This is a genomic window from Streptomyces sp. E11-3 (genome assembly GCF_046540415.1).
Lineage (GTDB): Bacteria > Actinomycetota > Actinomycetes > Streptomycetales > Streptomycetaceae > Streptomyces.
Window position 1 is genome coordinate 24,338 of sequence record NZ_JAZGRL010000003.1, and the last position, 24,361, is coordinate 48,698.

Here is a 24,361-nt window from a genome sequence, read left to right on the forward strand (position 1 = left end):
TCCTTTCGTGGGGGTGCCGTCGACCGGTGCGGGGGGGAGCTAGTTGCGGCCGGTGCTCTTGCGGAACCGGCGTACGGCCATGAAGGAGAAGGCCGCGAACCAGGCGACGGTGTTGACCACCGCCATCGCGAGGCTGGAGTGCTCGCCGCTGAAGGAGTAGCCGTCCGTCAGGCTGTAGCGGGCCAGCGTGGAGACGCCGAACATCGGCGAGTAGCGGGAGATCTCCAACATGGTGCCGGACAGCGGGATGAAGAGATTGCCGAGGAACGCGAGCGCCGTCATGGTCAGACCCGGCATGTGCATCACGGTGTCCGGCTTGAGGGCGAGCCCCAGCGTGATGCCGAGCGCGGCGAAGACGGCGGAGCCGAGCCACGCCACCAGCAGCGATGTCACCCACACCGAGGTGGTGGCCTGCACGCCGGTGAACGTGCCGAGCACGCCGACGATGACCACGGGCACCGCCGCCATCAGCACGGAGGACAGCACCTTGACGAAGAGGTAGCCCGGCGGCGCGAGCGGGCTGAGCGCCATGGTGCGCATCCAGCCGGACGCCTTCTCCATGGAGATGGTGGCCGCGGAGCTGACGGCCGCGGTGGCCGCTCCGTACACGGCGATGCCGGTCATCATCCAGGCCGCGAAGTTGCCGTGCGGGAGCGTGGCGTCGTCGGGCGCGGTGCGGAACAGCGCCAGGTACAGCACGGTCGGCAGCAGCAGCGTGAAGATCGTGGTCTGCCGGTTGAAGCGGCGGCGCAGTTCGTAGCCGATGAAGACGGGGTTGACGCCGCTGAACGGCGAGGTCCGTACCGCGCGGGCGGAGGCGGAGGAGGTGCTCATCAGGTGCCCTCCTCGACGGTACGGCTGTGGTGGGTGAGGGTCATGAAGGCCTCTTCGAGGCTGCGCGGGGTGACCTCGATCTCGGTGGCGGAGGTCTGCTCGACCAGCAGGCGCAGCAGCGCGTCGGAGTCGGTGGTGTCGAAGTGGTACCGGCCGCCGCGCAGTGCGTACGACCGCACCAGCGGGGACCGGGCGACGGCGGCGGCGGTCTGCTCGCCGGTCAGCGCCGACACGGTGCGCCCACTGAGCGCGGACCGCACATCGGACACCGATCCGTCGGCGACGACGCGACCGCGGTCGATCATCACCACCCGGTCCGCGAACCGGTCCGCCTCCTCCATGTAGTGCGTGGCGAACATGACCGTCATCCCGGCTTCAGCGTCCTCGCGGACCGTGGCCCAGAACTCCCGGCGGGCGACGACGTCCATCCCAGCGGTCGGCTCGTCGAGGACCAGCAGCTCAGGCCCGGAAAGCAGGGCGAGGGCGAACCGCAGCCGCTGCTGCTCGCCGCCGGAGCACTCCGCGACGCGGCGGCCCCGCAGCCCGTCGAGTCCGGCCCGCGCCAGCACCGCGTCCACGTCGGAGCCCGGGTGCAGCGAGCCGAGCATCCGCACGGTGGCCTCGACGGTCAGATCGGGCAGCAGCCCGCCGGTCTGGAGCACCGCCGCGACCTGCCCGGAGCGCACCGCCTGCTGCGGCTCGCGTCCGAACAGCTCCACCGAGCCCTCGTCGGGCCGGGTCAGCCCGAGCAGCATGTCGATGGTGGTGGTCTTGCCGGCGCCGTTCGGCCCGAGGAATGCCAGGATCTCGCCCCGCCGGATGCGCAGGTCGATGCCGTCGACGGCGCTGAAACGCTCTCCCCTGGCATCGGTGAACCGCTTCACGACCGAGCTGAGCTGAACGGCATCCGGGGACGTCACCTCCTCGGACACCGGGCGCGGTCGGGATTTGATCATTTTCGGGTCCTCACCATCTCCACGGGGCTGCCTGGCGAGAACCACTCTTCCCGGGCTGTCTATCGGCTGCTGCCCGACCGGCTATCCGGTGACTATCCGGGACTACGGGACTATCCGGGCGGCGGCGAACCCACAGAGTCGGTTCAGCCGCTGAGGAACTCCGGCCAGCGGGAGCGGCCCTGTTCGCGGGAGCGGAGCAGGGCCAGGGTCGGGAGGCCCTGGTCGGCGCCGGTCGCGAGGAGGGCAGGGAGTTGCGGGAGCGGGGCCACCGCGGCGATGTCGTCCAGGACAAGCGTCAGTGGTGGGTCGAGCCGACCGGAGGATGACCCTGCGGCCATGCGCCGGCCGTGCTCGACCACGTTTGACGTGAGCGCGGTGAGCAAAGGCATGGCCCCCGGGCCGGACTTGGGGTCCTCGATGGCTTCACCCACCACATAAAGGGTGCCCCCTTCGTCCACGAAGGAATCCAAGGTGAGTGCATCTGTTCGGTTCGGGGTGCAGGCCTCGCGGATGTGGATCGAGAAGAGGGCGGACAGGGCTCGGGCCGTCAGTTCCTGGGCCATGTCGCGGCGTTCGGTGTGTGCGGTGAGTTCGCTCTCCAGCTCGCCCGCTGCGCCGGACGCTGCCTTGGGGTGGGTGCGGAGGATGCGTACGGCGTCCTGGACCTGGGTGCCCTGGCACCAGCGGTGTACGTGCTTGAACTCGCGGCCGTCCACGGCGGCGGCGTGCAGGTAGCTGCGGAGCAGGGTCTCGGCGGTGTTCGCCACGGCGGCGTCGAGCTTGGCGGTCGGGCGGACCGGGGCGAGCAGGGCCTGCGCCCTGGATCTGGCCGTCTCCTTGTCCTGGCAGCCCGCGCCGGGGTTCCAGTGCATCCTGGCCGGGGTGTCGCACAGGTGCGAGGGGTCGTAGAGCAGTACGGGGCCGAGTTTCGCCCTCGCGTCCTTGGTCTCCTCCCACACGGTGGGGTCGGAGGTGACGACGAGGGCGGCGCCCTCGGCGTCCCGTACGGCCTGCACGGCGGCGGGGCGTCGGGTCTCGGCTCCGCCGAGGACGAGGGGGGTTCTTGGGCTTGGTACGGCCGGACTCGGCTCGGCCGTGGGGGCGGTTGCCCGTGGGGGCGGGCTCGTGTCCGGCTCACCCGCCGTGGGTGGGCTCGCGGCTTCGCCGTGATGCGTCTCCCACCCGCTCACCCGTTGCTCGGTGTTGGGAAGGGTGGGGTGGGAGGGGATGCCCTGCGCCGAGGACGCCGCCGCAGGCTCCGCCGCGGCGGGGCGGTCGGCGTACCCCGTGCCCGCGCCACCCTGTGCCGCGTCGCGCTCCGCGCCGCCGGGCGCGAAGCGCGGGTCGCCCTGCGCGGCAGGGCCGCCCGCCGCGTCGCGGCCCCGGCCGCCAGGGGCCCGGTCGGCCTCGGCCGCGGTCGCCGACCCCGCGTTGCCCGGCCGCCCCGCGGCCCTGCGCCTCGCGCGCTGCGCGCGCCAGCGCGTGACCGTGCCCATGACGAAGATCGTCAGCACGATCAGGATCAGCACCTGGCCGATGAACAGGCCCCAGAACAGCCCGTACCCCGAGAGCTGTTCCGCAGGTGTGGACGGCCACGCGCCCGCCACGTCGTGCGGCTCCGACACCAGGTGCCGTACCGCCACCGCCGTATGCGAGAACGTCACGCCCTGTGGCCAGGAGCCGTGCGCGAACAGGCCCGCGAGGCCCGTGGACGACCAGGCCAGGACCGTCAGGCCGACGATGAAGGCCAGGACGCCGATCAGCAGTCCGTCCGGGACGCCGCGCTCCGGAGAGTGCCTGGGCTCGTACGACTCCCTCATTCCCACCTCACGTCTCACGCCCCACGCCTCACGTCTCACGCCACCGTGGACTCGGACGAGTCGCCCAGCTGCTGCTCCATGTACGCGGCCGCGCGCTCCTCCGCCTCCTGCTCGGCGGCCAGCAGGTCGTCGGACAGGGAATGGGAGTCGTCGGACGCGGTCGAGGACTCCGTCATCGCGCGGTCCGTGTAGACCAGCGGCCGTTCGGTGTCCGTGATCAGGTGTTTGACCACCTGGACGTTGCCGTTGACGTCCCACACCGCGATACCGGGCGTGAGCGTCGGGATGATCTCCACCGCCCAGCGCGGCAGGCCCAACACCCGGCCCGTGGCCCGCGCCTCGTCCGCCTTCTGCGCGTACACCGTCCTGGTCGAGGCCATCTTCAGGATCGCGGCCGCCTCCTTGGCCGCCGATCCGTCCACGACGTCCGACAGGTGGTGGACCACCGCCACGAACGACAGACCGAGCCGCCGCCCGAACTTCAGCAGGCGCTGGAACAGCTGCGCCACGAACGGCGAGTTGATGATGTGCCAGGCCTCCTCGACCAGGAAGATGCGCTTCTTCCGGTCGGGGCGGATCCAGGTGTGCTCCAGCCAGACCCCCACGATCGCCATCAGGATCGGCATCGCGATCGAGTTGCGGTCGATGTGCGAGAGGTCGAAGACGATGAGCGGGGCGTCCAGGTCGATGCCCACCGTCGTCGGGCCGTCGAACATGCCACGCAGGTCACCGTCGACCAGACGGTCCAGGACCAGCGCGACATCCAGGCCCCAGGCCCGTACGTCGTCTATCGCGACGTTCATCGCCTCCGCGGACTCCGGTTCGGGGTGCCGGAGTTGCTCCACGATGTCGGTCAGGACCGGCTGGCGCTCGACGATGGTCTCGTTGACGTACGCGTGCGCCACCTTCAGCGCGAACCCGGAACGCTCGTCCAGGCCATGGCCCATCGCCACCTCGATGATGGTGCGCAGCAGCGCCAGCTGGCCGGTCGTGGTGATCGACGGGTCCAGGGGGTTGAGGCGGATGCCGTGGTCCAGGGCGGCGGTCGGGTCGAGCCGGATCGGCGTTATGCCCAGCTCCTGGGCGATGAGGTTCCACTCGCCGACGCCGTCCTCGCCCTGCGCGTCGAGGACGACGACCTGCCGGTCCCGGAAGCGGAGTTGGCGCAGTACGTACGTCTTCTCCAGAGCCGACTTGCCGTTGCCGGACTCGCCGAGCACCAGCCAGTGCGGGGCGGGCAGCTGCTGTCCGTACAGCTGGAAGGGGTCGTAGATATAGCCCTTGCCGCTGTAGACCTCGCGGCCGATGATCACGCCCGAGTCGCCGAGCCCCGGCGCCGCGGTCGGCAGATAGACGGCCTGCGCCTGGCCGGTGGAGGTCCGTACGGGCAGCCGGGTGGTCTCCACCTTGCCGAACAGGAAGGCGGTGAAGGCGTCGGTCAGCATGGACAGCGGGTCTCGCATCAGCGCTACGCCCTTACCTTCGGATGCCGGTGGCGAACGGGAGCGTGTTGACGAAGGCCCGGTGGTGCTCGCGGTCGCACCACTCCAGCTTCAGATACGACTTTCCGGCGGAGGCCCGGATGGTGCGCTTGTCGCGGGCCAGCGCCTCCGGGGAGCGCGCGGAGACCGTGATGTAGCCGACCAGGTTCACTCCGGCCGCGCCGCTGGCCAGGTCCTCGCCGCGCTGGTCCAGGCGGGAGTGGGCGGCCATGTCGCGTGGGTCGACGGTGCGGTTCATCTTGGCCTGACGGGAGGCCTCGGCCTCGTCGTTGGTCTTCTCGGTCAGCATCCGCTCGATGGCGACCTCGGTGGGTTCGAGGTCCATCGTGACGGCGACCGTACGGATCACATCCGGGGTGTGGACGAGCAGCGGGGCCAGGAAGTTCACGCCCACCGGCGTCATCGGCCACTCCTTCACCCAGGCGGTGGCGTGGCACCAGGGCTCGCGGGTCGAGGACTCGCGGGTCTTCGCCTGGAGGTAGGTGGGCTCCATCGCGTCCAGCTCGGCGGGCCAGGCGTTGCGCCTGGTCATGGCCTGGATGTGGTCTATGGGGTGGTCCGGGTCGTACATCGAGTGCACGAGCGAGGACAGCCGCCCCTGGCCGAGCGGCTGGCGGACCCTGATGTCCGCCTCCTGGAGGCGGGAACAGATGTCGGTGAGCTCGCGGGCGAGGACGATGGCGAGCCCGGCGTCCTTGTCCAGCTTGCGGGAGCCCCCTGGCGCCGAACCGGGGACCGACTGGGTACGGGACGCGCGGGCCAGGGCGTTGGCCTCGGCGGCCAGGTCGCGCGTGTAGTGCATACAGGCGACCAGGTAGGCGCGGTGCTGCTCGCTGCTGGTGGACACCATGGACTGGAGCTGGTCGTACGAGCCCTGCAGCCAGCTGGGCGCGCGCTCGTTGCCACGCGCCGCGACGTCCTTGGCGTGCGCGTCCGGGTCGGCGGGCAGCGTACGGGCCAGCATCTGCAGGCGGGTGACGAACCCGTCGCCGTTCGCGACATGCTTGAGCAGCGTCCCGAAGCGGTCGACCAGGGCCTCTTGGTCCTCGGAGTCGCGGAGCCCGACGCCAGGACCTTCGATCTCGATGGCGGCGGTGACGGTACGGCGGTCCGCGTGCAGGAGGACCGCGATCTCGTCGGGCCCGAAGGGCGCGGCGAGCCAGGTGATCCGCCCGATCCCCGGCGGCGGCCCGACCTCGACCTCCCTGCCGTCCAGGCGTACACCGGCCTCGGCGGCCCCGGAGCGGTAGGTGGCCGCTCTGCCGCTGCCGCGCAGACTGCGCTTGTAACTGCGGTTGATCTCAAACCACTTGTAGAAGGTGCGGCCGTTGTACGGGACGTAGACCGCGGCGAGGGCGACCAGCGGGAAGCCCATCAGCAGGACGATCCGCAGCGACAGGACGGGGACGAGCAGCCCGCACATCATGCCCAGGAAGGCGCCCGCGATGATCAGCGCGATCTCACCGGTCTCGCGGTTCTTGCCGACGATCGCGTTCGGCCGGGCGCGGCCGATGAGATATGTGCGGCGGGGTGCGACCGGATGGGACTGGTAGGACTGGTGAGACTCGTGGGAGTGAGTCTGGGTCGTCAACGCCCGTCACCTCCTGTGCGGTTGTTCGATGTGCGGCTAGGGGCAGGGGCGGCTTTACGGGAACCGTGCGGGCCGCTGGTGGGGCTCGTACGGGGTGCGGGGGCGGCGGANNNTACGGGGTGCGGGGGCGGCGGAGGGGACAGTTCCGCCGCCGTTCGGGGAGGCGGCGGGGGCGGGCGCTGGGCCGCGCTGGCTGTGCGCGGCGACTCCGCCGGTCGCGGGGTTGGCGGGGCGGGCCTGTGCCTGGCCCTGGGACCCGCCGCCTTCGCCGCCGCGGCCGCTGTGGGTCTTGATGCCCTGCGAGACCATCGACGCCGGGGAGCTGATCACGGCCGCGGCCTTGCCTTCGGCGCCCTGCATGATGCGGTTGTTGCGCCCGGCCGCGATCTCGTCGCCGAACCCGGGCACGAAGCGGTAGATCATCGCCGACGCGAAGATGGCCAGCAGGATGATCGCCAGACCGGAGACGACCGCGGAGAAGGAGTTGGGACCGTCGTCGGAGGAGAGCGCCCCGGCCAGTCCGAGCACGATCACGATGACCGGCTTGACGAGGATCACCGCGATCATGATCCCGGCCCAGCGGCGCACATGGCCCCAGAGGTTCTTGTCCACCAGGCCCGCGTAGACGACGGTGCCGAGGAGCGCGCCGACGTAGAGCAGGGCGGCCCGGAGGACGAGTTCCAGCCAGAGCACGCCTGCGGCCAGGATCGACACGAGCGACACGACGATCAGCATGATCGGGCCGCCGCCGATGTCCTCACCCTTCTCCAGGGCCTCGGAGAACCCGCCGAAGAACGCGTCGGTCTGGCCGCCGGTGGCCTTGGCGATGACCTCGCTGACGGCGTCGGTCGCCGAGACGACGGTGTAGAGGATGAGCGGGGTGAACGCGGAGGCGAGCACGGTCAGCCAGAGGAACCCGATGGCTTCGCTGATGGCGGTGGTGAGCGGCACGCCGCGGACGGCTCGCTTGGCCACGGCGAGGAGCCAGAGAAGCAGGGTGAGGATGGTGGCCGCGGCGAAGACGACGGCGTACTGCTGGAGGAAGGTCGTGTTGGTGAAGTCGACGTTGGCGGTCTCGTCTACGGCTTTGCTGAGCTTGGTGACGGTCCAGGAGGCGGCTTCGGCGCAGCCCTTGGCGAGGGAGGAGAGGGGGTCTAGGACGTCTAGGCCGCCTTCGGTGGGGGTTTTCTTGGAGCCGCCACCGCCGTCTTTTTCGCAGTACTCCTTGGCGGGGCCGACGATGAGGTCGCAGTTGTCCTTCGGCGGGTCGGGAGCCGCGTACGCCCGGGTGGCGAGCAGCACGCCAGCCGACTGGGCTGCGGCAACGGTTGCGGTCAGGGAGAGTGCACGACGGCAGCTTTTACCGGGCATAGGTGAACCCTCCGTACTGCTCAACGGCCTGGGCCATCTCATCGGCCGGAGAGACCTGGTTGTCGCCGTTGACCGGAGCGGGGCCCTCTTCCTGGGAGAAGCTCTCGACCTTCCAGTCGTCCTCAGCCCACCGGAGTTTGAGCGTCAGTGTGAACCAGTCGCTGGTGACCGGGTTGGTCGAGCCCTCCCCAGCGGTGCCGAACACGCCGGTGCACCACACCTCCACCGTCGCGGTGCTGTCCGAATAGGCCGTGGCCTTGGTGCCGACCGGGGCAGTTCGTGAGATGTACGTCTGCCCCTTGGCTGCGTTGCCGTTCTTGTCCAGACCGAGCTTGTCGAGGAACTCCCTGGAGTACGCCTTGTCGAACTTGGCCTCCAGCTCGGGCCGCTTGTCGGCGAAGAACACCTGGCCGACGATGCCTGAGCGGCGGTCTGGCTTAAGGATGTCGGCCGAGACGAGCGCCACCGCATAGTTCGCCGCAGCCGACTGCGCCCCCTCCCGATCACGCCCGTACCCCGTAGGGATGCCGCCCTGCTTCCCCGTGACGGGGTTCTGGCCGGACGCAGCCGTCGGGGCCGCGCCCGGCTTGCCCCCGTTGCCGTCACCGGAGCCGCCGTCGCCACCCCCGCCGTCCCCACGGTTCGCGAACGCGATCGCGGCGATGAGGAGGACCACCACGCCGACCACCGTGACGAGGCTGCGCGAGGAGCGCGCGGGGCGGCGCGCGCCGCCGTAGACGTCTCTGCCCTCGGGGAGGCGGGTACGGGTCTGCCCGGTGCCGCCGTAGCCGTCATCGGGGTGCGCGAACCCGTCGCCGTGGCCGCTACGACCACCCCGGTCGCCGTCCTCCGGTCGGCCTCGCTCGTCGCCGAGACTCATGCCGCGTACGCCCCCTCAACCTTTTGCTTGAACCGCGTAGTAAGACGGTAGCCCTGCTGGTTCCCGCGCGGACGCGGTGTGGTGACTCGACATCAGGGTGACGCAACCTCAGCCGGTGGCACGACAGGCGGACAGGGACACGGGGAAGCAGGGACGACGGGAGGGGCGCCGGCCCGCGTGGAGGCGGGCCCGGCGGGGCTGGCGGTGCGCTAGACAGCCATCCCGTACACGATGGTGAAGAGCGTGCCGAGTGAGCCGATGATGAAGACACCGGTCAGTCCGGCGATGATCAGGCCCTTGCCCTGCTCCGCGCTGAAGGTGTCGCGCAGTGCTGTGGCGCCGATGCGTTGCTTGGCCGCGCCCCAGATTGCGATACCGAGACAGAGCAGGATGGCGATCGCCATCACTACCTCGATCATCACCTTCGCTTCGGTGCCCAGGCTCCCGAAGGGCCCCCAGTCAGGGGCAATCCCACCGATGATGGTGGTGATGTCGCCCTCTTCGGCTGCCATAAGCATGTGTAACTCACCGCCCCTATTGGGTAGTTATGCACCCTCTGCTGGTGCGCAGAGGTCAGGCCTATTCTCGCTGAGAATTCCTCGCGGTATGTCGACTTGGGGTCATCCGTCGAGTTGTGCGTCGAGTCGTTCGTCGGCGGAGCGCGTACGGATCTCTGTCAGCCGCCCGGCGGGAGGGTGCCGGGCGGTATCCGAAGACCTGTACGGTCACTCTGTGTATCACGAGGGGTGACGCCGGGCAATGAACGGACCGTAACCATCACGCTGTGTGGTGTGGAGTGCGGGGTTCCGGGGCGCGCTGATTGGCTGGTTCCTTTCGGCGGGATGTGGCCGTGCCCCTTGCCGCTGCCGCCCCTGCCTCGCCAGAGGCTACGAGATCGGTGACGCGGCGAGTCGGCTGGGCTGTCAGTGCCGGTCGCTAGGTTGCGGGCATGGGAAATTCGGGTGGGGTACTGGTGACCAGGGGGACGGCGGCTGCGGAGTTGCGCGGCCTGATGGGGGCGGCTGGCTTTGTCGGCGTCGACGGCATGGACGGGCTCGCGGAGGGGTGGCAGGTGTGGGAGTTCGCCGATGTCAGGCAGCGCGGCCTGGCGACGCTCGTAGAGAAGTCTGGGACGCCGGCGGTCATGGTGTCCTACCTGGACAGTGACGTGGGGTTTGTCGAGGCCGTCATGCCGGGCGGCAGCGGTAGCTGGTCGGGTCTCCTCAACCGCGAGGTGGCCGAGGGCTATGAGATACCGCTGGAGGAGTTTCCCGTGGAGCCCGCCGTGACGGGTGCTCTGGCGTGGTCGGCCGCGGCCGGGCTGGCGCCGGACGAGGCACTCATCCGCCGGGCGCTCACCGGGTCCGCCGTGTTCGCGGAAGAACTCGCCGGGCTCCTTTTCGCGGCCCTGGGCATACCGGGGAGTCGAGCGTCCGTCGGCTGAGCCGAAGCGACTCAGGGAAGTCGGCGCCCCATCTTCGCCGACCGCCGGTTGTGTTCCTTGGTGTCCCACCACTCTTCCAACAGGCTGCGGACCAGGTGCACGAGCTGCCCGAGCCGATCCGGGTCAGGGGCGGGTGAGGTGAACACGTCCACGAAGGACTTGTCCTCCCAGGGCAGGGTGACCACCCAACGCTCCTCGCCCCGGTGGCCTCGGCGGGCCACGCTGAGCGAGTACGTCAGGGTCAGGCTGCGGTCCGCGTGATGATCGACCGACAGGCCGGAGACGGTGAAGGCGACCTGCCCGTCACCCGTGGTGTAGGAGCGGCTCAGCGCACGCTCGGCCGGAGTCTGTGACTGCACCCGCCCCACTCTCTCTCACCTCGCCCCCTCTCACCTCGCACTGGCCGCACTGTCAGTGGTGGCCAGTAGCGTCGTGAGGCATGAGCGATCAGCGATGTGAGGTATCCGCGGGTGAAGTCGTGGTCCGGCGCGCGGGGTTGGCGGACGCGGAGGGGTTTGTCGCCTCCAGCAGTGCGTTGTTCGCCGAGGACGCGGGGACGCGGGACCCGACCGTCGACGTGGGGTGGCCGCGCGAGTACGGGCCGCAGCGTTTCGCGGCGGGGCTGGATGATCCGGATCGGCTGCTGCTCGTGGCCGATCGTGACGGTGAGGTGGTCGGGCATCTCGCGGGCGCGGTGGCGGACGGGTCCGCGATGCGGCCGGTGAAGGTCGCGACACTGGTGGGGATGTATGTGCGGCCCGCGTACCGCCGGGATCAGATAGGCGGGCGGCTGGTCGACGAGTTCCTGCGCTGGGCGGAGAGCGTCGGGGCCGGGTTGGCGGAGGTGACGGCGTACGCGAGCAACGGCCAGGCCATCCAGTTCTACGAGCGCAACGGCTTCGGGCCGCAGGCGGTGACCTTGCGGACGCCTCTGGGCGCGAGAATTTCGCCATGAGCAACAGCAGATACGACGACGACTCAGACCGCGTGTTCATTCGCAGCAAGTGGGGCACCAGCCGCTACGTCTACAACCCCCGCAACCCCGTCGGACTCACCCTCATCATCAGCTCGCTGCTGTTCGCCGTCGGCGGCATGTACCTGGTCCACCACCCCGATCTCCTCAAGGCCTCCGATCGCTGGAGCGAGAGCGAACTGCGGGAGGCCGTGAGCGCGGCGACGGACGAACTGGCGAGTGAGGCGCTGTTCGGGCCCGGGGGTGTTGCCAGTAACTACGGCGAGATCCTTCGGGCCCGCATAGCGGAGCAGGGCGACCACTCCGAGGACGGGCTGACCGTCACGCTCGCCTCGGAGCGTCCGGAGTCCGCGCTGTTCGACGGGGGTGCGGAGTGGGCCTACTACACCGTCAGGGCGGACGGTACGGACGCTGCCTTCTGCCTCAGCGTCGACGCGATGAAGCGCAAGCGGGAGATGGGCTACGAGTTCGTGACCATCGACGTCGACTACGGCGCGTGCCCCGCCTCCTGAAACCGGCACACGAGTGGGGACGTGTGAAGGTGTGTGGTGGTTGGTGTTAGCAGAGTTGCGGGGGAGACGGCACATGAGCCGAGTGATTTATGGGGAGCAGTCGTGGAATCCGTTCGCGCAGAAGGTGGAGTTGACCGAGGACTGGCTGCGCGTAGGACTGCGGATGACGGCCTTCGGCGAGCTCAACCTCGGGGCCATGGCTGAGGCGTACCTGCGGGGGTGCTGGCTCGGTGGTGGGGGAGCCGAGCGGGCGTTGGGGGAGTTGGCGGACGGGCCGGGGGTGGTGCCGGTCACGCGGGTCACGGGCACCACCAGGCCCGTGAAGGTGCGGCGGGCCGCCGAGTTCGCGCGGGAGCTCGGGGAGTTGNGACCTACACCCTCCACCTCCCTCACGACCCCCGCGCCCCCGGAATCGCCCGCACCACCCTCCGAGCCGTACTCGACTCGCACAGCCTCTCCCATCTCGCCGACACCGCAGAGCTGTTGGCCAGCGAGCTCGTCACCAACGCTCATCTGCACTCCGGCGGAGGGCCGTACGCCCTCCGTCTGCGGCAGATGGCGCGGCGCAGGGTGCGGGTCGGGGCGTGGGACACCAACCCCGATATCCCGCCGCCCTTCCAAGGCGTGGCGCAAACCCCCGACGAGCGCGCCGAATCCGGGCGCGGGCTCTTCCTCGTGCAACTGTGCGCCGACAACTGGGGGGCGTACAGCCTCGCGGGCGACGAGTTCGGGTGGCGGTGGCCCGGGAAGCTGCTGTGGGTCGAGTGCGGCAGCGGCGGGGGGACTGTCCACAGCCTGTGGGCGGACGGGCCGGGGTGACGCCACGCCGGGGTGACCCCCACCCCGAGGGTGTACCCAGCAACACCCCGCACTCGGGGCGTACGCCCAATGTGCGCGGCCGTCGCCGTCCGTAACTTCGTAGGCATGGCGCAGGGAGCGCCAGCGAAGCCAAGACGAAGACGGAGAGGCCGACATGTTTCGTCGTACGGGAACGAGCCGCAAGGGGACCGCCGGACCCGGCCGGAACGCCGCCGAGGCCCTGCGTCTGGTGAGCGTCAGCAAGACCTACGGGTCGTCGGACGAGAACGCCGTCACCGCGCTCGACCGGGTCAGCCTGGGGCTGCGGGCGGGCACCTTCACCGCCGTCATGGGGCCCTCCGGGTCCGGCAAGTCCACCCTCCTCCAGTGCGCGGCCGGGCTCGACCGGCCCGACGGCGGGATGGTCGTGGTGGATGGAGAGGAGATGACCGGGGGGAGTGAGGCCGCGCTCACGAAGTTTCGGCGGCGGCGGATCGGGTTCGTGTTCCAGCAGTACAACCTGCTGCCGACCCTCACCGTCGAGCAGAACACCACCCTCCCGCTGAAGCTCGCCCGGCGGCGGATCGACAAGGAGCGGGCGCGCGAGATCCTCACCCAGGTGGGCCTCGGCGACCGGCTGAACCACCGGCCCGACGAGCTCTCCGGCGGACAGCGCCAGCGCGTCGCCATCGCACGAGCCCTCGTCACCGAGCCCAGCGTGATCTTCGCGGACGAGCCGACCGGCGCGCTGGACACCCGCAGCGCGCGGGATGTGCTCCGGCTGCTCCAGGAGGCCGTACGTACGCACGGCAGGACCGTCGTCATGGTCACCCACGACCCGGTCGCCGCCTCGTACGCCGACTCCGTCGTCTTCCTCGCGGACGGTCGCCTCGCCGGTGAGCTGCACGCGCCGACCGTGGACGCGGTCGCCGAGCGGATGGCCCACCTCGGGGACGACACCGCAGCCGCTCCCGCCGCCGCGCCCGGCACGCCCGCCGCGCCCGCCGCCCCGCACTCCTTCGACACCATGCCCCTGGGGGTCTGAGCCATGTTCTCGCTCGCCATGCGATCCATCCGGCAGCGCCCCGGGCGCTTCGTCGCGACGCTGCTGTCCGCCTTCCTGGGCGCGGCGATCATCATGACCTTCAACTCGATGCACGACACGGCGGCCGGGTCCGGCGTCGACTCCGTCAGCTCCGACACGCTGACCACATCGGCCGCGGTCGTCGGCGGCTACGGCTCGCTGCTCGTGTTCTTCGCCGTCGCCTCGACGCTGACCGTCAACGTTCGGCAGCGGTACGACGAGATCACGCTGCTGCGGAACACCGGAGCCACTCCGGCGCAGATCAAGCGCATGGTCGTCGGGGAGGCCGCGGTGGTCGGCCTGGTGGCCTCACTGCTCGCTGTCGGGCCCGCGATGCTCGGCGGGCGGGCGCTGCTGTCCGTCTTCCAGGACAGCGGGCAGGTCGCGTCCGGTGTGGAGTACGCCTTCGGGCCGATCGCCCTGATGTCCGGCATCTACATCACGCTGCTGGCGTCGGTCGGCGCCGCGTTCCTCGCGGTGCGGCGGGCCACGAAGGCCGCGGCGGGGGAGCGTGCCCCCCGAACCCGGCTGCGCGGCTTCTTCGCGTACGCCGCACTCGTCGCCGGAGCGGCGGCGGTCAGCGCCACCTTCGCGATCGACGCGACGGAGCCCGCGCTGATGGCGGCACCCGCGTACGGCGCGATCCTGCTCTCGGTCGGCTTCGCGCTGCTGTCGCCGCGGTTGCTGCGCGGGGTGCTGGGGGCGCTGGAGCGGCCGCTCGAGGCGGTTGCCGGGGCCAGTGGGTATCTGACCGTGCACAACATGCGGCAGCGGGCCGCGCAGCTGTCCGGCGTGCTGATGCCACTGGTGCTGTTCACCGGGATGGCCACCGCGACGCTGTACATGCAGGCCATCGAGAACGACGCGATCAAGGCGTCCGGTGTCGCCAAGTCGGTGGACGACAAGAACCTGGAGACGCTGAACCTGGTCGTGGTCGGAATCATCGTGGTCTTCGCCTGCGTGATGCTGATCAACAGCCTGTACGCGGCGACGTCCTACCGGGGCAAGGAGTTCGGGCAGCAGCGGCTGGCCGGGGCGACACCCGCCCAGGTGCTCGGGATGGTGGGAGTCGAGGGGCTCGTGCTGACCGTGACCGGCGTGTTCTTCGGGACGCTGTCCGGGCTGGCCGGAATCGTGGCCTTCAGCTCGGTGCGGGTGGACGAGGCGCTGCCTTCGGGGCAGGGCCTCGGGATCTGGCTGGCAGTCGTGTCGGTGGCCGCCGCGGCGACGATGGCGACCAGCCTGGGGACGGCACGGCGGACGGTGCGGACGCCGGCGGTGGAGGCGGTGGCGCTGGCCGCGTGACCCCCACGACTGTCCTCGATCGCCGGACGGGCTGGAAATATCCAGCCCGTCCGGCGATTTCCTGCTGGTCCGGGCCTGGTTGCCTAAACTGGGTGCGGCGGACTCCCGGTGCCTAAGGGGTGGTTGACGGTGCGTAAGGCTTGGCTGGTGGCCGGGGCCTGCGTCGCGGGCATGCTCAGCTTCGTCCTGCTGCTCGTCGTCGGGACCGTCATCGTCGCCGGGAACCTCGTCAACGGCGCCGGGAAGGGCGCCGTCGGGCTCGCCAAGGGCGCCGTGCCCGCCGAGTACCAGCCGGTGGTGCAGAAGTGGGGGAACCTCTGCCCGGCGATCAACCCGGCACTGCTGGCCGCGCAGTTGTACCAGGAGAGCGGGTGGAACCCGAAGGCGCAGAGCCCGGCGCAGGCGCAGGGCATCGCCCAGTTCATCCCCGGGACCTGGGCGACGCACGGCGTCGACGGGGACGGAGACGGGGTCAAGGACGTGTGGAACCCCGCCGACGCCATTCCCTCGGCCGCCTCGTACGACTGCAAGCTGGCCGAATACGTGAAGGACGCGCCCGGCGATCCGACGCACAACATGCTCGCGGCGTACAACGCGGGGGCGTACGCGGTCATCAAGTACAAGGGCGTGCCGCCGTACAGCGAGACGCGCAACTATGTGAAGAACATCCGGGAGCTGGAGAAGAGCTTCGCCCGGCCGGTCGGGCGGGTCGAACCGTCCCGGCAGGCGGCCGGGGCGATCTCCTTCGCGCAGGAGCAGCTCGGCACGGAGTACCTGTGGGGCGGGAACGGCACCCCCGAGCACGACGGCCGGTTCGACTGCTCCGGGCTGACGAAGGCGGCGTACGAAACCGTGGGCGTCGAACTGCCGCGTGTCGCCAATGACCAGTACAACGCCGGGCCGCACCCCAAGCGGGACGAACTACTCCCCGGTGATCTCGTGTTCTTCTCGGATGACCTCACCAATTCCCGGGCCATTCGGCATGTCGGGATCTATGTGGGTGGGGGGTACATGATCGACGCTCCCCGGCCGGGTGCGGTGATTCGGTTCGCGCCGGTCGACACACCCGACTACTTCGGCGCCACGCGCGTAACGGAATCCGGCGCGAAGGCGCTGCCCAAGGGCGAGGTGGCTTGAACCCTCCGTTATGCCTTGCCCCTGAGCTGCGGCGATGTGTCTCTCTTCGATAACGTCGCGGTGATCTTTCGGTGGAGAGTGGAACGTAGACAGGGGGAAGGGACGTTCCCTTGGAGGATGGGGATGTTTCCTTGACGGAGCATCACACGGAGCGTCACACGGCATCACCCCGGCAACGAGGACAAGGGGCCACGGCACCATGGCTGTACTGGAGACCTCCGGGTCCAACCCCGACGTCGAGCTGCTGCACGACATCAACGGCCTGAGCGACAGCACTCCGCGCTGGCTCGATCAGGCGCTGGGATTCGTCGGTGAGTACGGGCTGTTGGCCGCGATGGTGCTGCTCGTGCTGTGGTGCTGGGTCAGCGTACGGCGCTCGGCCGACCCCGAGGGATCCGTCGCCGCGGCCATCTGGGCGCCGCTCGCCGCGGTGGGTGCGGTACTGGTGAACATGCCGATCCGCGGCTTCGTGGAACGGCCGCGGCCGTCCGCCGACCAGGAGGGCGTCACCGTACTGGTCGACGGGGCGTCGTCCGGCTACTCGTTCGTGAGCGACCACGCGACGCTGGCCATGGCGCTGGGCGTCGGCCTGTTCGTCGCCCACCGGAAGTTCGGCCTGGTGGCGATCGGGCTTGCGCTGGTGGAGGGCTTCCTGCGGGTGTTCATCGGCGCGCACTACCCGACCGATGTCGTGGGCGGATTCGCCCTTGGTACGGCGGTGACGCTGCTGCTCGCTCCGCTGGCGATGGCCGTACTCACGCGGCTGACCCGGGTGGTCTCGCGGTCGCGACGGCTGGCGTGGCTGGTGCGGGCGCGGCGGGTCGCGGGCGCGGTGGAGCTGCCTGAGCCCCGGTCCGCGGCGGCGGGGGCGTCGGGGCCGGACGAGAAGGACCTCGCGGCCTAGCAGACCTCGCGGCCCTGACGGGACCTCGCGGCCCTGGCAGGCCTCGCCGCCTGCGGAACGCTGGGTTCAGCGCAGGGCGGGGGCCAGGTGCAGGAGTATCGCGGCCAGGGCGCAGAGGGCCGAAGCGCCGAACGTCAGCCTGACCGCCGTACGGCCCGCTCGGCGTGTGTGGCGGGGGTTCACTCCTCCAGGGCAGCGCGCTTGGGCGCCGTGGGCCAGTCGGGGCGGGCTGGATTGGGCCGTATGGGGGATGGCGGGGGGCTGGACGGGTGAGGCGTGAGGGATGAGGGTTAGGGGCATGGGTTAGGGGCGTGGGGTTACAGCGCCTGTGGGAAGTCGAAGAGGCGGGTCGGNTGGGCAACCGTCGTCGCCTACCTGTTGTGGGCAATCGTTCCGCAGGGCGAGGGGGCACCTCCCGCTCGAGCGAAGTCGAGAGCGGGGGAGGGTGGGCACAACCCCTCGCCACGGGGCACCGTGCGTACAAGCCCGAGGGCGCACCCTCACAGACACGGGGCGCCCCGCGGCGGGGCTCAGGTGCGGAGGAGGCGGGCGATGGCCTTGGTTGCTTCTTCTACCTTCGCGTCGATCTCGTCGCCGCCCTTCACCGACGCGTCCGCCACACAGTGGCGCAGGTGCTCCTCAAGGAGTTGCAGCGCGAAGGACTGCAGGGCCTTCGTGCTGGCCGAGACCTGGGTGAGTATGTCGATGCAGTAGACGTCCTCGTCGACCATCCGCTGCAGGCCACGGACCTGGCCCTCGATACGCCGCAGGCGCTTGAGGTGCTCGTCCTTCTGGTGGTGGTAGCCGTGCACACCACGGTCGTGCGGGGTCTCCGTGGAGGGCGCTGTGGTCGCCGCGCCGGCCTCGGTGGTCGTCATCGCGTCCTCCTGGTGTGGACTGTCGTGAATTTCATAGCTTGAATACCCCCGGTGGGTATAGCTTAGCGGATTTCCCGGGGTTGGGTCGGGGGTCGATCCAGGGGCCGTGCTCTTCACTGTGCCTGATGGGCGACACTGGAGGACGGCCGGTTAGCCGTGGCCGGATGATGCGCCTAGCATCAGCCTGACCGAATCCAGAGCACCCCGAGGACCCCACGTGCGCTTTCGTCTGACCCCCAGGGAGACGAGCTTCTATGACATGTTCGCCGCATCCGCGGACAACATCGTCACGGGCTCCAAGCTCCTGATGGAACTGCTTGGGGCGGACCCCTCCGCCCGGGCCGAGATCGCAGAGCGGATGCGGGCAGCGGAACACGCCGGTGACGATGCGACTCACGCGATCTTCCACCAGCTGAACTCCTCTTTCATCACACCGTTCGACCGTGAGGACATCTATTCCCTCGCGTCGTCCCTCGACGACATCATGGACTTTATGGAGGAGGCCGTCGACCTGGTCGTCCTCTACAACGTCGAAGAGCTCCCCAAGGGTGTCGAACAGCAGGTGGAGGTGCTGGCCAGGGCGGCCGAACTGACCGCCGAGGCCATGCCGCATCTGCGGACCATGGACAACCTCACCGAGTACTGGATCGAGATCAACCGGCTTGAGAACCAGGCTGACCAGGTGCACCGCAAGCTGCTCGCTCATCTCTTCAACGGCAAGTACGACGCCATCGAGGTGCTGAAGCTCAAGCAGATCGTGGATGTGCTGGAAGAGGCGGCCGACGCGTTTGAGCACGTCGCCAACACGGTGGAGACCATCGCGGTCAAGGAGTCCTGAACCTCGTGGACACCTTTGCCCTTGTCGTGACCATTGGTGTCGCGCTCGGATTCACGTACACCAACGGCTTCCACGACTCCGCGAACGCCATCGCGACCTCTGTCTCCACCCGGGCCCTGACCCCGCGCGCGGCGCTGGCCATGGCCGCCGTGATGAACCTCGCCGGTGCCTTCCTCGGCAGCGGGATCGCCAAGACGGTGAGTGAGGGGCTGATCCAGACGCCCGAGGGCCGTAAGGGGATGTGGATCCTCTTCGCGGCGCTCGTCGGGGCGATCGTCTGGAACATGGTGACCTGGTATTTCGGGCTGCCTTCGTCGTCCTCGCACGCGCTGTTCGGCGGCATGGTCGGCGCCGCGCTCGCCGGGGGGATCGATGTCATCTGGTCCGGGGTGCTTCAGAAGATCGTCATCCCGATGTTCTTGTCGCCCCTGGTGGGATTGCTTGTCGGCTATCTGGTGATGGTCGCGATTATGTGGATCTTTCGGGGGGCCAATCCGCACAAGGCCAAGCGGGGTTTTCGGATTGCCCAGACCGTGTCGGCGGCCGGGATGGCGCTTGGTCATGGTCTCCAGGACGCCCAGAAGACCATGGGCATTGTGGTGATGGCTCTGGTCATCGCCGATATCGAGAACCCGAGCGACCCGATTCCGGTCTGGGTCAAGTTCGCCTGCGCGATCATGCTCTCGCTCGGTACCTACGCGGGTGGCTGGCGGATCATGCGGACGCTCGGGCGGAAGATCATCGAACTGGACCCGCCGCAGGGTTTCGCGGCCGAGACCACCGGCGCGGGCATCATGTTCACCACTGCGTTCATGTTCCACGCTCCGATCTCCACCACCCATGTGATCACCTCGGCGATCATGGGTGTGGGGTCGACCAAGGGCTCGCGCGCGGTGCGCTGGGGTGTCGCCAAGAACATCGTCATGGGCTGGTTCATCACCATGCCTGCGGCTGCGTTCGTTGCCGCCCTCAGCTTCTGGGCCGTGAACCTCGCCTTCCTGTAGGTGCCGAGTTCGTACAGTGAAATGGGTCCGCCCCCTCTCGATCGAGAGGGGGCGGACCCTTTCGCCTTCACGGTGGCACCGCCATGCAGCACCGTGAGGCAGTCCGTGGCGATTCCGGTTTAGCCGAAGCGGCCCGAGATGTAGTCCTCGGTCGCCTGGACCGACGGGTTGGAGAAGATCCGCTCCGTCTCGTCGATCTCGATGAGCTTGCCGGGCTGGCCGATCGCCGCCAGGTTGAAGAACGCGGTGCGGTCCGAGACACGGGCCGCCTGCTGCATGTTGTGCGTCACGATGACGATCGTGAAGCGCTCCTTGAGCTCGCCGATCAGGTCCTCGATCGCGAGGGTCGAGATCGGGTCGAGGGCCGAGCAGGGCTCGTCCATGAGGAGGACCTGGGGCTCGACCGCGATCGCGCGGGCGATGCACAGACGCTGCTGCTGGCCACCGGAGAGCCCGGAGCCGGGCTTGTTCAGGCGGTCCTTGACCTCGTTCCAGAGGTTGGCGCCCTTGAGGGACTTCTCGACGATGTCGCTCAGTTCGCTCTTCTTGTACGAGCCGTTCAGGCGCAGGCCCGCCGCCACGTTGTCGAAGATCGACATCGTGGGGAACGGGTTCGGGCGCTGGAACACCATGCCGACGGTGCGGCGTACGTTCACCGGGTCGACCCCGGAGCCGTACAGGTCCTCGCCGTCGAGCAGGACCTTGCCCTCGACGCGGCCCGAGGGGGTGACCTCGTGCATGCGGTTGAGGGTGCGCAGGAAGGTGGACTTGCCGCAGCCGGAGGGGCCGATGAAGGCGGTCACGGAGCGGGGCTCCACGGTCATCGAGATGTCCTCGATCGCCTTGTGGGAGCCGTAGTAGGCGGTGAGGCCGCTGACGTCGATTCGCTTGGCCATGTGGATCACTGCTTCTTTCTGAGTGCCGCGGTCAGCGGCCGGTCTTCGGGGCCTTCCAGCGGGCTATGCCGCGGGCCACCAGGTTGAGGATCATGACGAAGCCGATGAGGGTCAGTGCCGCTGCCCAGGCACGGTCGTACGAGGCCGAGTTGCCGGCCGCGTACTGCTGGTAGATGTACAGGGGCAGCGAGGACTGGGCGCCCTCGAACGGGTTCGTGTTGATGAAGTTCGTACCCCACACGACGAGCAGTACCGGCGCGGTCTCACCCGTGATGCGGGCGACCGCGAGCATGACGCCGGTCGTGATGCCGCCGATGGAGGTCGGCAGGACCACCTTGAGGATGGTCCGCCACTTCGGCACACCGAGGGCGAGCGATGCCTCGCGCAGCTCGTTCGGGACGAGCTTGAGCATCTCCTCGGTGGAGCGGACGACCACCGGCATCATCAGGATCGACAGCGCCATGGCGCCGGCCCAGCCGGAGAAGTCGAAGCCCAGGATCAGGATCCAGAAGGTGAGGACGAACAGACCCGCGACGATCGACGGGATACCCGTCATCACGTCGACGAAGAAGGTGACCACCTTGGCGAGCTTCCCGCGTCCGTACTCGACGAGGTAGATCGCGGTCAGCAGCCCGATCGGCACGGCGATCAGCGAGGCCAGTGCGACCTGCTGCAGGGTGCCGAGGAGGGCGTGGTAGATACCGCCGCCGACCTCACGGTCACCGAGGACACCCATGGAGTGGGTGAGGAAGTAGCCGTCGAAGACCTTGGAGCCGCGTGCGACGGTCTCCCAGAGCAGGGACGCCAGCGGGATGATGGCCAGCAGGAAGGCGACCCACACCAGTGAGGTGACCAGTCGGTCCTTGGCCTGGCGCTTGCCCTCGACGCCGGCCGCGATGAAGTACGAGGCGACCACGAAGATCAGGGCGGCGATCATGCCCCACTGCAGGCGGCTGTGCAGATCGGCCGCCATGCCGAGGGCGACGGCGGTCGCGGCGGAGCCGAGGGCGACCACGAGCGGCGTCCAGCGGGGGAGGCGGGCCGCGCGGAGCGTGCTGGGGGCGATCTTGATGTCGGTGCTCATGCGTTGGCCCCCGAGTACTCCTTGCGGCGGGCGATGACCAGGCGGGCCGCGCCGTTGACCAGCAGGGTGATGACGAAGAGCACCAGGCCGGAGGCGATCAGGGCGTCCCGGCCGAACTCGTCCGCCTCGTTGAACTTGCTGGCGATGTTCTGGGCGAAGGTGCCGCCGCCCGGGTCGAGCAGCGAGGTGTTGATCAGGAAGCTCGGGGAGAGCACGGTGGCGACGGCGATCGTCTCGCCGAGCGCGCGGCCCAGGCCCAGCATCGAGGCGGAGATGACGCCCGAGCGGCCGAAGGGCAGCACCGACATGCGGATGACCTCCCAGCGCGTCGCGCCGAGCGCGAGTGCGGCCTCCTCGTGCATCTTCGGGGACTGCAGGAAGACCTCGCGGCTCACGTTGGTGATGATCGGGAGGATCATGATCGCGAGCAGGATGCCGACGGTCATGAGGGAGCGTGGGGCGCCGCCCGCGTACTCGAAGATGCCGGTCCAGCCGAAGTAGTCGTCCAGCCAGCTGTAGAAGCCGACCAGGTGGGGAGCGACGACGAGGGCGCCCCAGAGGCCGTAGACGATGGAGGGCACCGCGGCCAGCAGGTCGATCACGTAGGCGATCGGCCCGGCGAGCTTGCGCGGTGCGTAGTGGGAGATGAACAGCGCGATGGCGACGGCGATCGGAACGGCGATCACCAGGGCGATGACCGAGCTCACGATGGTGCCGAAGACCAGCACCGGGATGCCGAACTTGGGCGGCGTCGCGGCGGTGTCCCACTCGAAGGTGGTGAAGAAGTTGCCCGAGTTGTCGGACAGCGCGAGCACCGTGCGGTAGGTCAGGAAGGCCGCGATGGCGGCCATGACCGTGAGCAGCGCGATGCCGGAGCCTCGGGAGAGTCCCAGGAAGACTCGGTCACCGGGGCGGGTGGCGCTGTTGTTCTTGCGACGGTGCTCGGCCGTGGGCCGGGGAGCGTCGGTGGGTTCCGTGGGGGGAGGTGCTGCTTTGGTCGTGGATATATCCATGGGGTTCTCCGGTCTGCGGAGGTCTCCGGTGGGAGAGCTCCTGGCGCTGGCGGTGCACCGGATGGTGCGGCCGGCCCGGGTGTGGGCCGGCCGCACTCAGGGTCAGCTCAGGTTCGCGACAGACTCGCGGACCTTGGTGATGATCTCGGTCGGGATCGGGGCGTAGTCGTTGTCCTTGAGGACCTTCTGGCCGTCCTCGCTGGCGAGGTAGGTCAGGAAGGACTTGGTGGCACCGAGGGTCTCGGCCTTGTTGCCCTTCTCGCAGGCGATCTCGTACGTGACCAGGACGATCGGGTAGGCGCCGTCGGCCTTGGTCGCGTAGTCCAGCTCCATGGCGAGGTCGCTGCCCTTGCCGACGATCTTGCCGGCGCCGATGGCGGCGGAGGCGTTGTCGACGGTGGCCTCGACGGGCTCAGCGGCGCCGGTGTCCAGCTTCACCGTGGGGATGTCGTCGGAGGTGGCGTACGACAGCTCGAAGTACGTGATCGCGCCCTCGGTCTGCTTGACCTGGCCGGCCAGACCGGAGGAGCCCTGAGCGGACTGGCCGCCCTTGCCCGCCCAGGCCTTCGCGGGCTCGTAGGGCCAGGCCTTCGGGGCGGCGGTGTTCAGGTACTCGGTGAAGTTGTCCGTGGTGCCGGAGTCGTCCGAGCGGTGGAAGGACTGGACCTTGGTGCTCGGGAGCTTGGCGTCCGGGTTCAGCTTCTTGATCGCCGGGTCGTCCCAGGTCTTGATCTTGTCGTTGAAGATGTTGGCCAGGGTCTCGGCGTCCAGGACGAGGTCGTCCACACCCGGCAGGTTGTAGCCGACCGCGACCGGGCCGCCGACCATCGGCAGGTTGATGGCCTGGCTGTCCTTGCAGACCTTCTTCGAGGCCGTGATCTCCTCGGCGTCGAGCGCCGAGTCGGAGCCCGCGAAGGCCGTCTGGCCCTGGAGGAAGGCGGTGATGCCGGCGCCGGAGCCCGTCGGGTTGTAGTCGATCCGGGCGTCCTTGCAGGAGGCCACGTACTGCTTGACCCAGGCGTCGATCGCGTTCTTCTGGGCGGAGGACCCGGAGGCCTTGATGTCGCCCTTGGCGTCGTCGCACTTGATGTTGGAGTTCGCCGCGGTCTTCGTGCCGCCTTCGCCGCCGCCGCTCGTGTCGTCCGAGCCGCACGCCGTGAGGGCCAGGGCGCTGGAGACGGCGAGAGCACCGAGGGTGAGGGCCCGCCGGTTCATGCGCTGAAGCTTCACTTTCGGGTGTTCCTTCCAGGAGCCGCCGTCGGTGGCGGCGTGCGTAGAGGTTCGACCGTGTGGCCGTTGTCTATCTCGGGGTGCTGTGCGGGTCGCTTTGGCCGCGACACGCACCGCGTAAGTCCGAAATTAGGCAGGAGAGGTGAAGTGGCCGACGGTCGAGAGTGAACGGAAGGTGAACCTACGCAGTCGGTGTGGTTAGGTCACGAGAAGATTACGTTCCGTCGGGGCGTGCGGGCATACGGAAGCGGGGGGGGGGGGGGGGCGCCGCCCCCCCCCCCCCCCCCCCGGGGGGGATGGGCGCGCC

Annotated in this window: 23 protein-coding genes and 1 pseudogene; 10 read left to right on the top strand and 14 right to left on the bottom strand. The window is 69.3% G+C overall.

Going from position 1 to position 24,361, the window contains the following annotated elements; genetic code table 11:
* Positions 1–39: 39 nt before the first annotated feature.
* The 8 genes and pseudogenes from U9R90_RS29640 to U9R90_RS29675 all read right to left on the bottom strand — a co-directional run bounded on the left by U9R90_RS29640 (position 40) and on the right by U9R90_RS29675 (position 9,472).
* Positions 40–834 carry an ABC transporter permease gene (locus U9R90_RS29640; protein WP_411059870.1) on the bottom strand — a complete coding sequence of 265 codons (795 nt, stop codon included), beginning with the start codon at positions 832–834 and terminating at the stop codon, positions 40–42.
* Positions 834–1,790 (bottom strand): ATP-binding cassette domain-containing protein, encoded by a 957-nt coding sequence (locus U9R90_RS29645; RefSeq protein WP_411059871.1) that lies wholly within the window; start codon positions 1,788–1,790, stop codon positions 834–836. The genes U9R90_RS29640 and U9R90_RS29645 overlap by 1 nt, the downstream gene beginning before the upstream one ends.
* Positions 1,791–1,933: 143 nt before the next feature.
* Complete coding sequence (locus U9R90_RS29650; protein WP_411060946.1) at positions 1,934–3,610, bottom strand: type VI secretion protein; 1,677 nt, start codon at positions 3,608–3,610, stop codon at positions 1,934–1,936.
* A gap of 35 nt (positions 3,611–3,645) precedes the next feature.
* Positions 3,646–5,073: an ATP-binding protein gene (locus tag U9R90_RS29655; protein WP_411059872.1), complete on the bottom strand. Its 1,428-nt coding sequence runs from the start codon at positions 5,071–5,073 to the stop codon at positions 3,646–3,648.
* Between the two features lie 13 nt (positions 5,074–5,086).
* Entirely contained in the window at positions 5,087–6,703 is a 1,617-nt protein-coding gene (locus U9R90_RS29660) for an SCO6880 family protein (protein ID WP_411059873.1), read from the bottom strand.
* Positions 6,700–8,074 (bottom strand): annotated as a pseudogene (locus tag U9R90_RS29665) (hypothetical protein). Before U9R90_RS29665 ends, U9R90_RS29660 begins: the two are co-directional and overlap by 4 nt.
* A complete protein-coding gene (locus U9R90_RS29670) occupies positions 8,064–8,954 on the bottom strand; it encodes a hypothetical protein (protein WP_411059874.1) in 891 nt (296 codons plus the stop codon). Before U9R90_RS29670 ends, U9R90_RS29665 begins: the two are co-directional and overlap by 11 nt.
* Before the next feature lie 209 nt (positions 8,955–9,163).
* Positions 9,164–9,472: a hypothetical protein gene (locus U9R90_RS29675; protein WP_156725728.1), complete on the bottom strand. Its 309-nt coding sequence runs from the start codon at positions 9,470–9,472 to the stop codon at positions 9,164–9,166.
* Positions 9,473–9,903: 431 nt separating this feature from the next.
* On the opposite strand from U9R90_RS29675, the gene U9R90_RS29680 reads away from it, so the two are divergent.
* On the top strand, positions 9,904–10,398 hold the full coding sequence (locus U9R90_RS29680) for a hypothetical protein (RefSeq protein WP_411059875.1): 495 nt from the start codon (positions 9,904–9,906) through the stop codon (positions 10,396–10,398).
* 11 nt (positions 10,399–10,409) lie between these two features.
* Here the strand turns inward: U9R90_RS29680 and U9R90_RS29685 are convergent, their stop codons facing one another.
* On the bottom strand, positions 10,410–10,757 hold the full coding sequence (locus tag U9R90_RS29685; protein ID WP_411059876.1) for a hypothetical protein: 348 nt from the start codon (positions 10,755–10,757) through the stop codon (positions 10,410–10,412).
* Positions 10,758–10,837: 80 nt separating this feature from the next.
* Here U9R90_RS29685 and U9R90_RS29690 point away from each other — a divergent pair, with 80 nt between their 5' ends.
* The 7 genes from U9R90_RS29690 (at position 10,838) to U9R90_RS29720 (ending at position 17,111) form a co-directional block, all read left to right on the top strand.
* Entirely contained in the window at positions 10,838–11,353 is a 516-nt protein-coding gene (locus tag U9R90_RS29690; RefSeq protein ID WP_411059877.1) for a GNAT family N-acetyltransferase, read from the top strand.
* Positions 11,350–11,883 (top strand): hypothetical protein, encoded by a 534-nt coding sequence (locus tag U9R90_RS29695; RefSeq protein WP_411059878.1) that lies wholly within the window; start codon positions 11,350–11,352, stop codon positions 11,881–11,883. The genes U9R90_RS29690 and U9R90_RS29695 overlap by 4 nt, the downstream gene beginning before the upstream one ends.
* Positions 11,884–12,102: 219 nt before the next feature.
* Complete coding sequence (locus tag U9R90_RS29700; RefSeq protein ID WP_411059879.1) at positions 12,103–12,702, top strand: ATP-binding protein; 600 nt, start codon at positions 12,103–12,105, stop codon at positions 12,700–12,702.
* 154 nt (positions 12,703–12,856) lie between these two features.
* Positions 12,857–13,726, top strand: a complete 870-nt coding sequence (locus U9R90_RS29705; protein WP_411059880.1) for an ABC transporter ATP-binding protein — start codon at positions 12,857–12,859, stop codon at positions 13,724–13,726.
* 3 nt (positions 13,727–13,729) lie between these two features.
* Positions 13,730–15,070, top strand: a complete 1,341-nt coding sequence (locus U9R90_RS29710) for an FtsX-like permease family protein (RefSeq protein WP_411059881.1) — start codon at positions 13,730–13,732, stop codon at positions 15,068–15,070.
* 129 nt (positions 15,071–15,199) lie between these two features.
* On the top strand, positions 15,200–16,207 hold the full coding sequence (locus U9R90_RS29715) for an NlpC/P60 family protein (protein ID WP_411059882.1): 1,008 nt from the start codon (positions 15,200–15,202) through the stop codon (positions 16,205–16,207).
* A 199-nt stretch (positions 16,208–16,406) separates the two neighbouring features.
* On the top strand, positions 16,407–17,111 hold the full coding sequence (locus U9R90_RS29720; protein ID WP_411059883.1) for a phosphatase PAP2 family protein: 705 nt from the start codon (positions 16,407–16,409) through the stop codon (positions 17,109–17,111).
* Between the two features lie 530 nt (positions 17,112–17,641).
* On the opposite strand, the gene U9R90_RS29725 is transcribed toward U9R90_RS29720, so the two are convergent.
* Positions 17,642–17,989, bottom strand: coding sequence for a metal-sensitive transcriptional regulator (locus U9R90_RS29725; RefSeq protein ID WP_411059884.1), 348 nt, complete (start codon positions 17,987–17,989; stop codon positions 17,642–17,644).
* A 217-nt stretch (positions 17,990–18,206) separates the two neighbouring features.
* Here U9R90_RS29725 and U9R90_RS29730 point away from each other — a divergent pair, with 217 nt between their 5' ends.
* Positions 18,207–18,827, top strand: coding sequence for a DUF47 domain-containing protein (locus tag U9R90_RS29730; RefSeq protein ID WP_411059885.1), 621 nt, complete (start codon positions 18,207–18,209; stop codon positions 18,825–18,827).
* A 5-nt stretch (positions 18,828–18,832) separates the two neighbouring features.
* Positions 18,833–19,831, top strand: a complete 999-nt coding sequence (locus tag U9R90_RS29735; RefSeq protein ID WP_411059886.1) for an anion permease — start codon at positions 18,833–18,835, stop codon at positions 19,829–19,831.
* 119 nt (positions 19,832–19,950) lie between these two features.
* Here U9R90_RS29735 and pstB read toward each other — a convergent pair whose 3' ends face one another.
* The 4 genes from pstB to pstS all read right to left on the bottom strand — a co-directional run bounded on the left by pstB (position 19,951) and on the right by pstS (position 24,054).
* The gene (pstB, locus tag U9R90_RS29740; RefSeq protein ID WP_411059887.1) at positions 19,951–20,727 is read right to left on the bottom strand and encodes a phosphate ABC transporter ATP-binding protein PstB; all 777 of its coding nucleotides are present in this window, start codon (positions 20,725–20,727) and stop codon (positions 19,951–19,953) included.
* A 31-nt stretch (positions 20,728–20,758) separates the two neighbouring features.
* Positions 20,759–21,811: a phosphate ABC transporter permease PstA gene (pstA, locus tag U9R90_RS29745; RefSeq protein WP_411059888.1), complete on the bottom strand. Its 1,053-nt coding sequence runs from the start codon at positions 21,809–21,811 to the stop codon at positions 20,759–20,761.
* Positions 21,808–22,824 (bottom strand): phosphate ABC transporter permease subunit PstC, encoded by a 1,017-nt coding sequence (gene pstC / locus U9R90_RS29750; protein WP_411059889.1) that lies wholly within the window; start codon positions 22,822–22,824, stop codon positions 21,808–21,810. Before pstC ends, pstA begins: the two co-directional genes overlap by 4 nt.
* Before the next feature lie 102 nt (positions 22,825–22,926).
* A complete protein-coding gene (gene pstS / locus U9R90_RS29755) occupies positions 22,927–24,054 on the bottom strand; it encodes a phosphate ABC transporter substrate-binding protein PstS (protein WP_411059890.1) in 1,128 nt (375 codons plus the stop codon).
* Between the last annotated feature and the right edge of the window lie 307 nt (positions 24,055–24,361).

What these genes read in the sequence shown, in the direction of transcription:
- U9R90_RS29680 (WP_411059875.1), top strand. Translation starts at nt 9,904, where the DNA reads ATGGGAAATTCGGGTGGGGTACTGGTGACCAGGGGGACGGCGGCTGCG.
- U9R90_RS29695 (WP_411059878.1), top strand. Translation starts at nt 11,350, where the DNA reads ATGAGCAACAGCAGATACGACGACGACTCAGACCGCGTGTTCATTCGC.
- U9R90_RS29640 (WP_411059870.1), bottom strand. Translation starts at nt 834, where the DNA reads ATGAGCACCTCCTCCGCCTCCGCCCGCGCGGTACGGACCTCGCCGTTC.
- pstC (WP_411059889.1), bottom strand. Translation starts at nt 22,824, where the DNA reads ATGGATATATCCACGACCAAAGCAGCACCTCCCCCCACGGAACCCACC.
- pstA (WP_411059888.1), bottom strand. Translation starts at nt 21,811, where the DNA reads ATGAGCACCGACATCAAGATCGCCCCCAGCACGCTCCGCGCGGCCCGC.
- U9R90_RS29670 (WP_411059874.1), bottom strand. Translation starts at nt 8,954, where the DNA reads ATGAGTCTCGGCGACGAGCGAGGCCGACCGGAGGACGGCGACCGGGGT.
- U9R90_RS29690 (WP_411059877.1), top strand. Translation starts at nt 10,838, where the DNA reads ATGAGCGATCAGCGATGTGAGGTATCCGCGGGTGAAGTCGTGGTCCGG.
- U9R90_RS29725 (WP_411059884.1), bottom strand. Translation starts at nt 17,989, where the DNA reads ATGACGACCACCGAGGCCGGCGCGGCGACCACAGCGCCCTCCACGGAG.
- U9R90_RS29705 (WP_411059880.1), top strand. Translation starts at nt 12,857, where the DNA reads ATGTTTCGTCGTACGGGAACGAGCCGCAAGGGGACCGCCGGACCCGGC.
- U9R90_RS29655 (WP_411059872.1), bottom strand. Translation starts at nt 5,073, where the DNA reads ATGCGAGACCCGCTGTCCATGCTGACCGACGCCTTCACCGCCTTCCTG.
- U9R90_RS29710 (WP_411059881.1), top strand. Translation starts at nt 13,730, where the DNA reads ATGTTCTCGCTCGCCATGCGATCCATCCGGCAGCGCCCCGGGCGCTTC.
- U9R90_RS29645 (WP_411059871.1), bottom strand. Translation starts at nt 1,790, where the DNA reads ATGATCAAATCCCGACCGCGCCCGGTGTCCGAGGAGGTGACGTCCCCG.
- U9R90_RS29675 (WP_156725728.1), bottom strand. Translation starts at nt 9,472, where the DNA reads ATGCTTATGGCAGCCGAAGAGGGCGACATCACCACCATCATCGGTGGG.
- pstB (WP_411059887.1), bottom strand. Translation starts at nt 20,727, where the DNA reads ATGGCCAAGCGAATCGACGTCAGCGGCCTCACCGCCTACTACGGCTCC.
- U9R90_RS29650 (WP_411060946.1), bottom strand. Translation starts at nt 3,610, where the DNA reads ATGAGGGAGTCGTACGAGCCCAGGCACTCTCCGGAGCGCGGCGTCCCG.
- U9R90_RS29720 (WP_411059883.1), top strand. Translation starts at nt 16,407, where the DNA reads ATGGCTGTACTGGAGACCTCCGGGTCCAACCCCGACGTCGAGCTGCTG.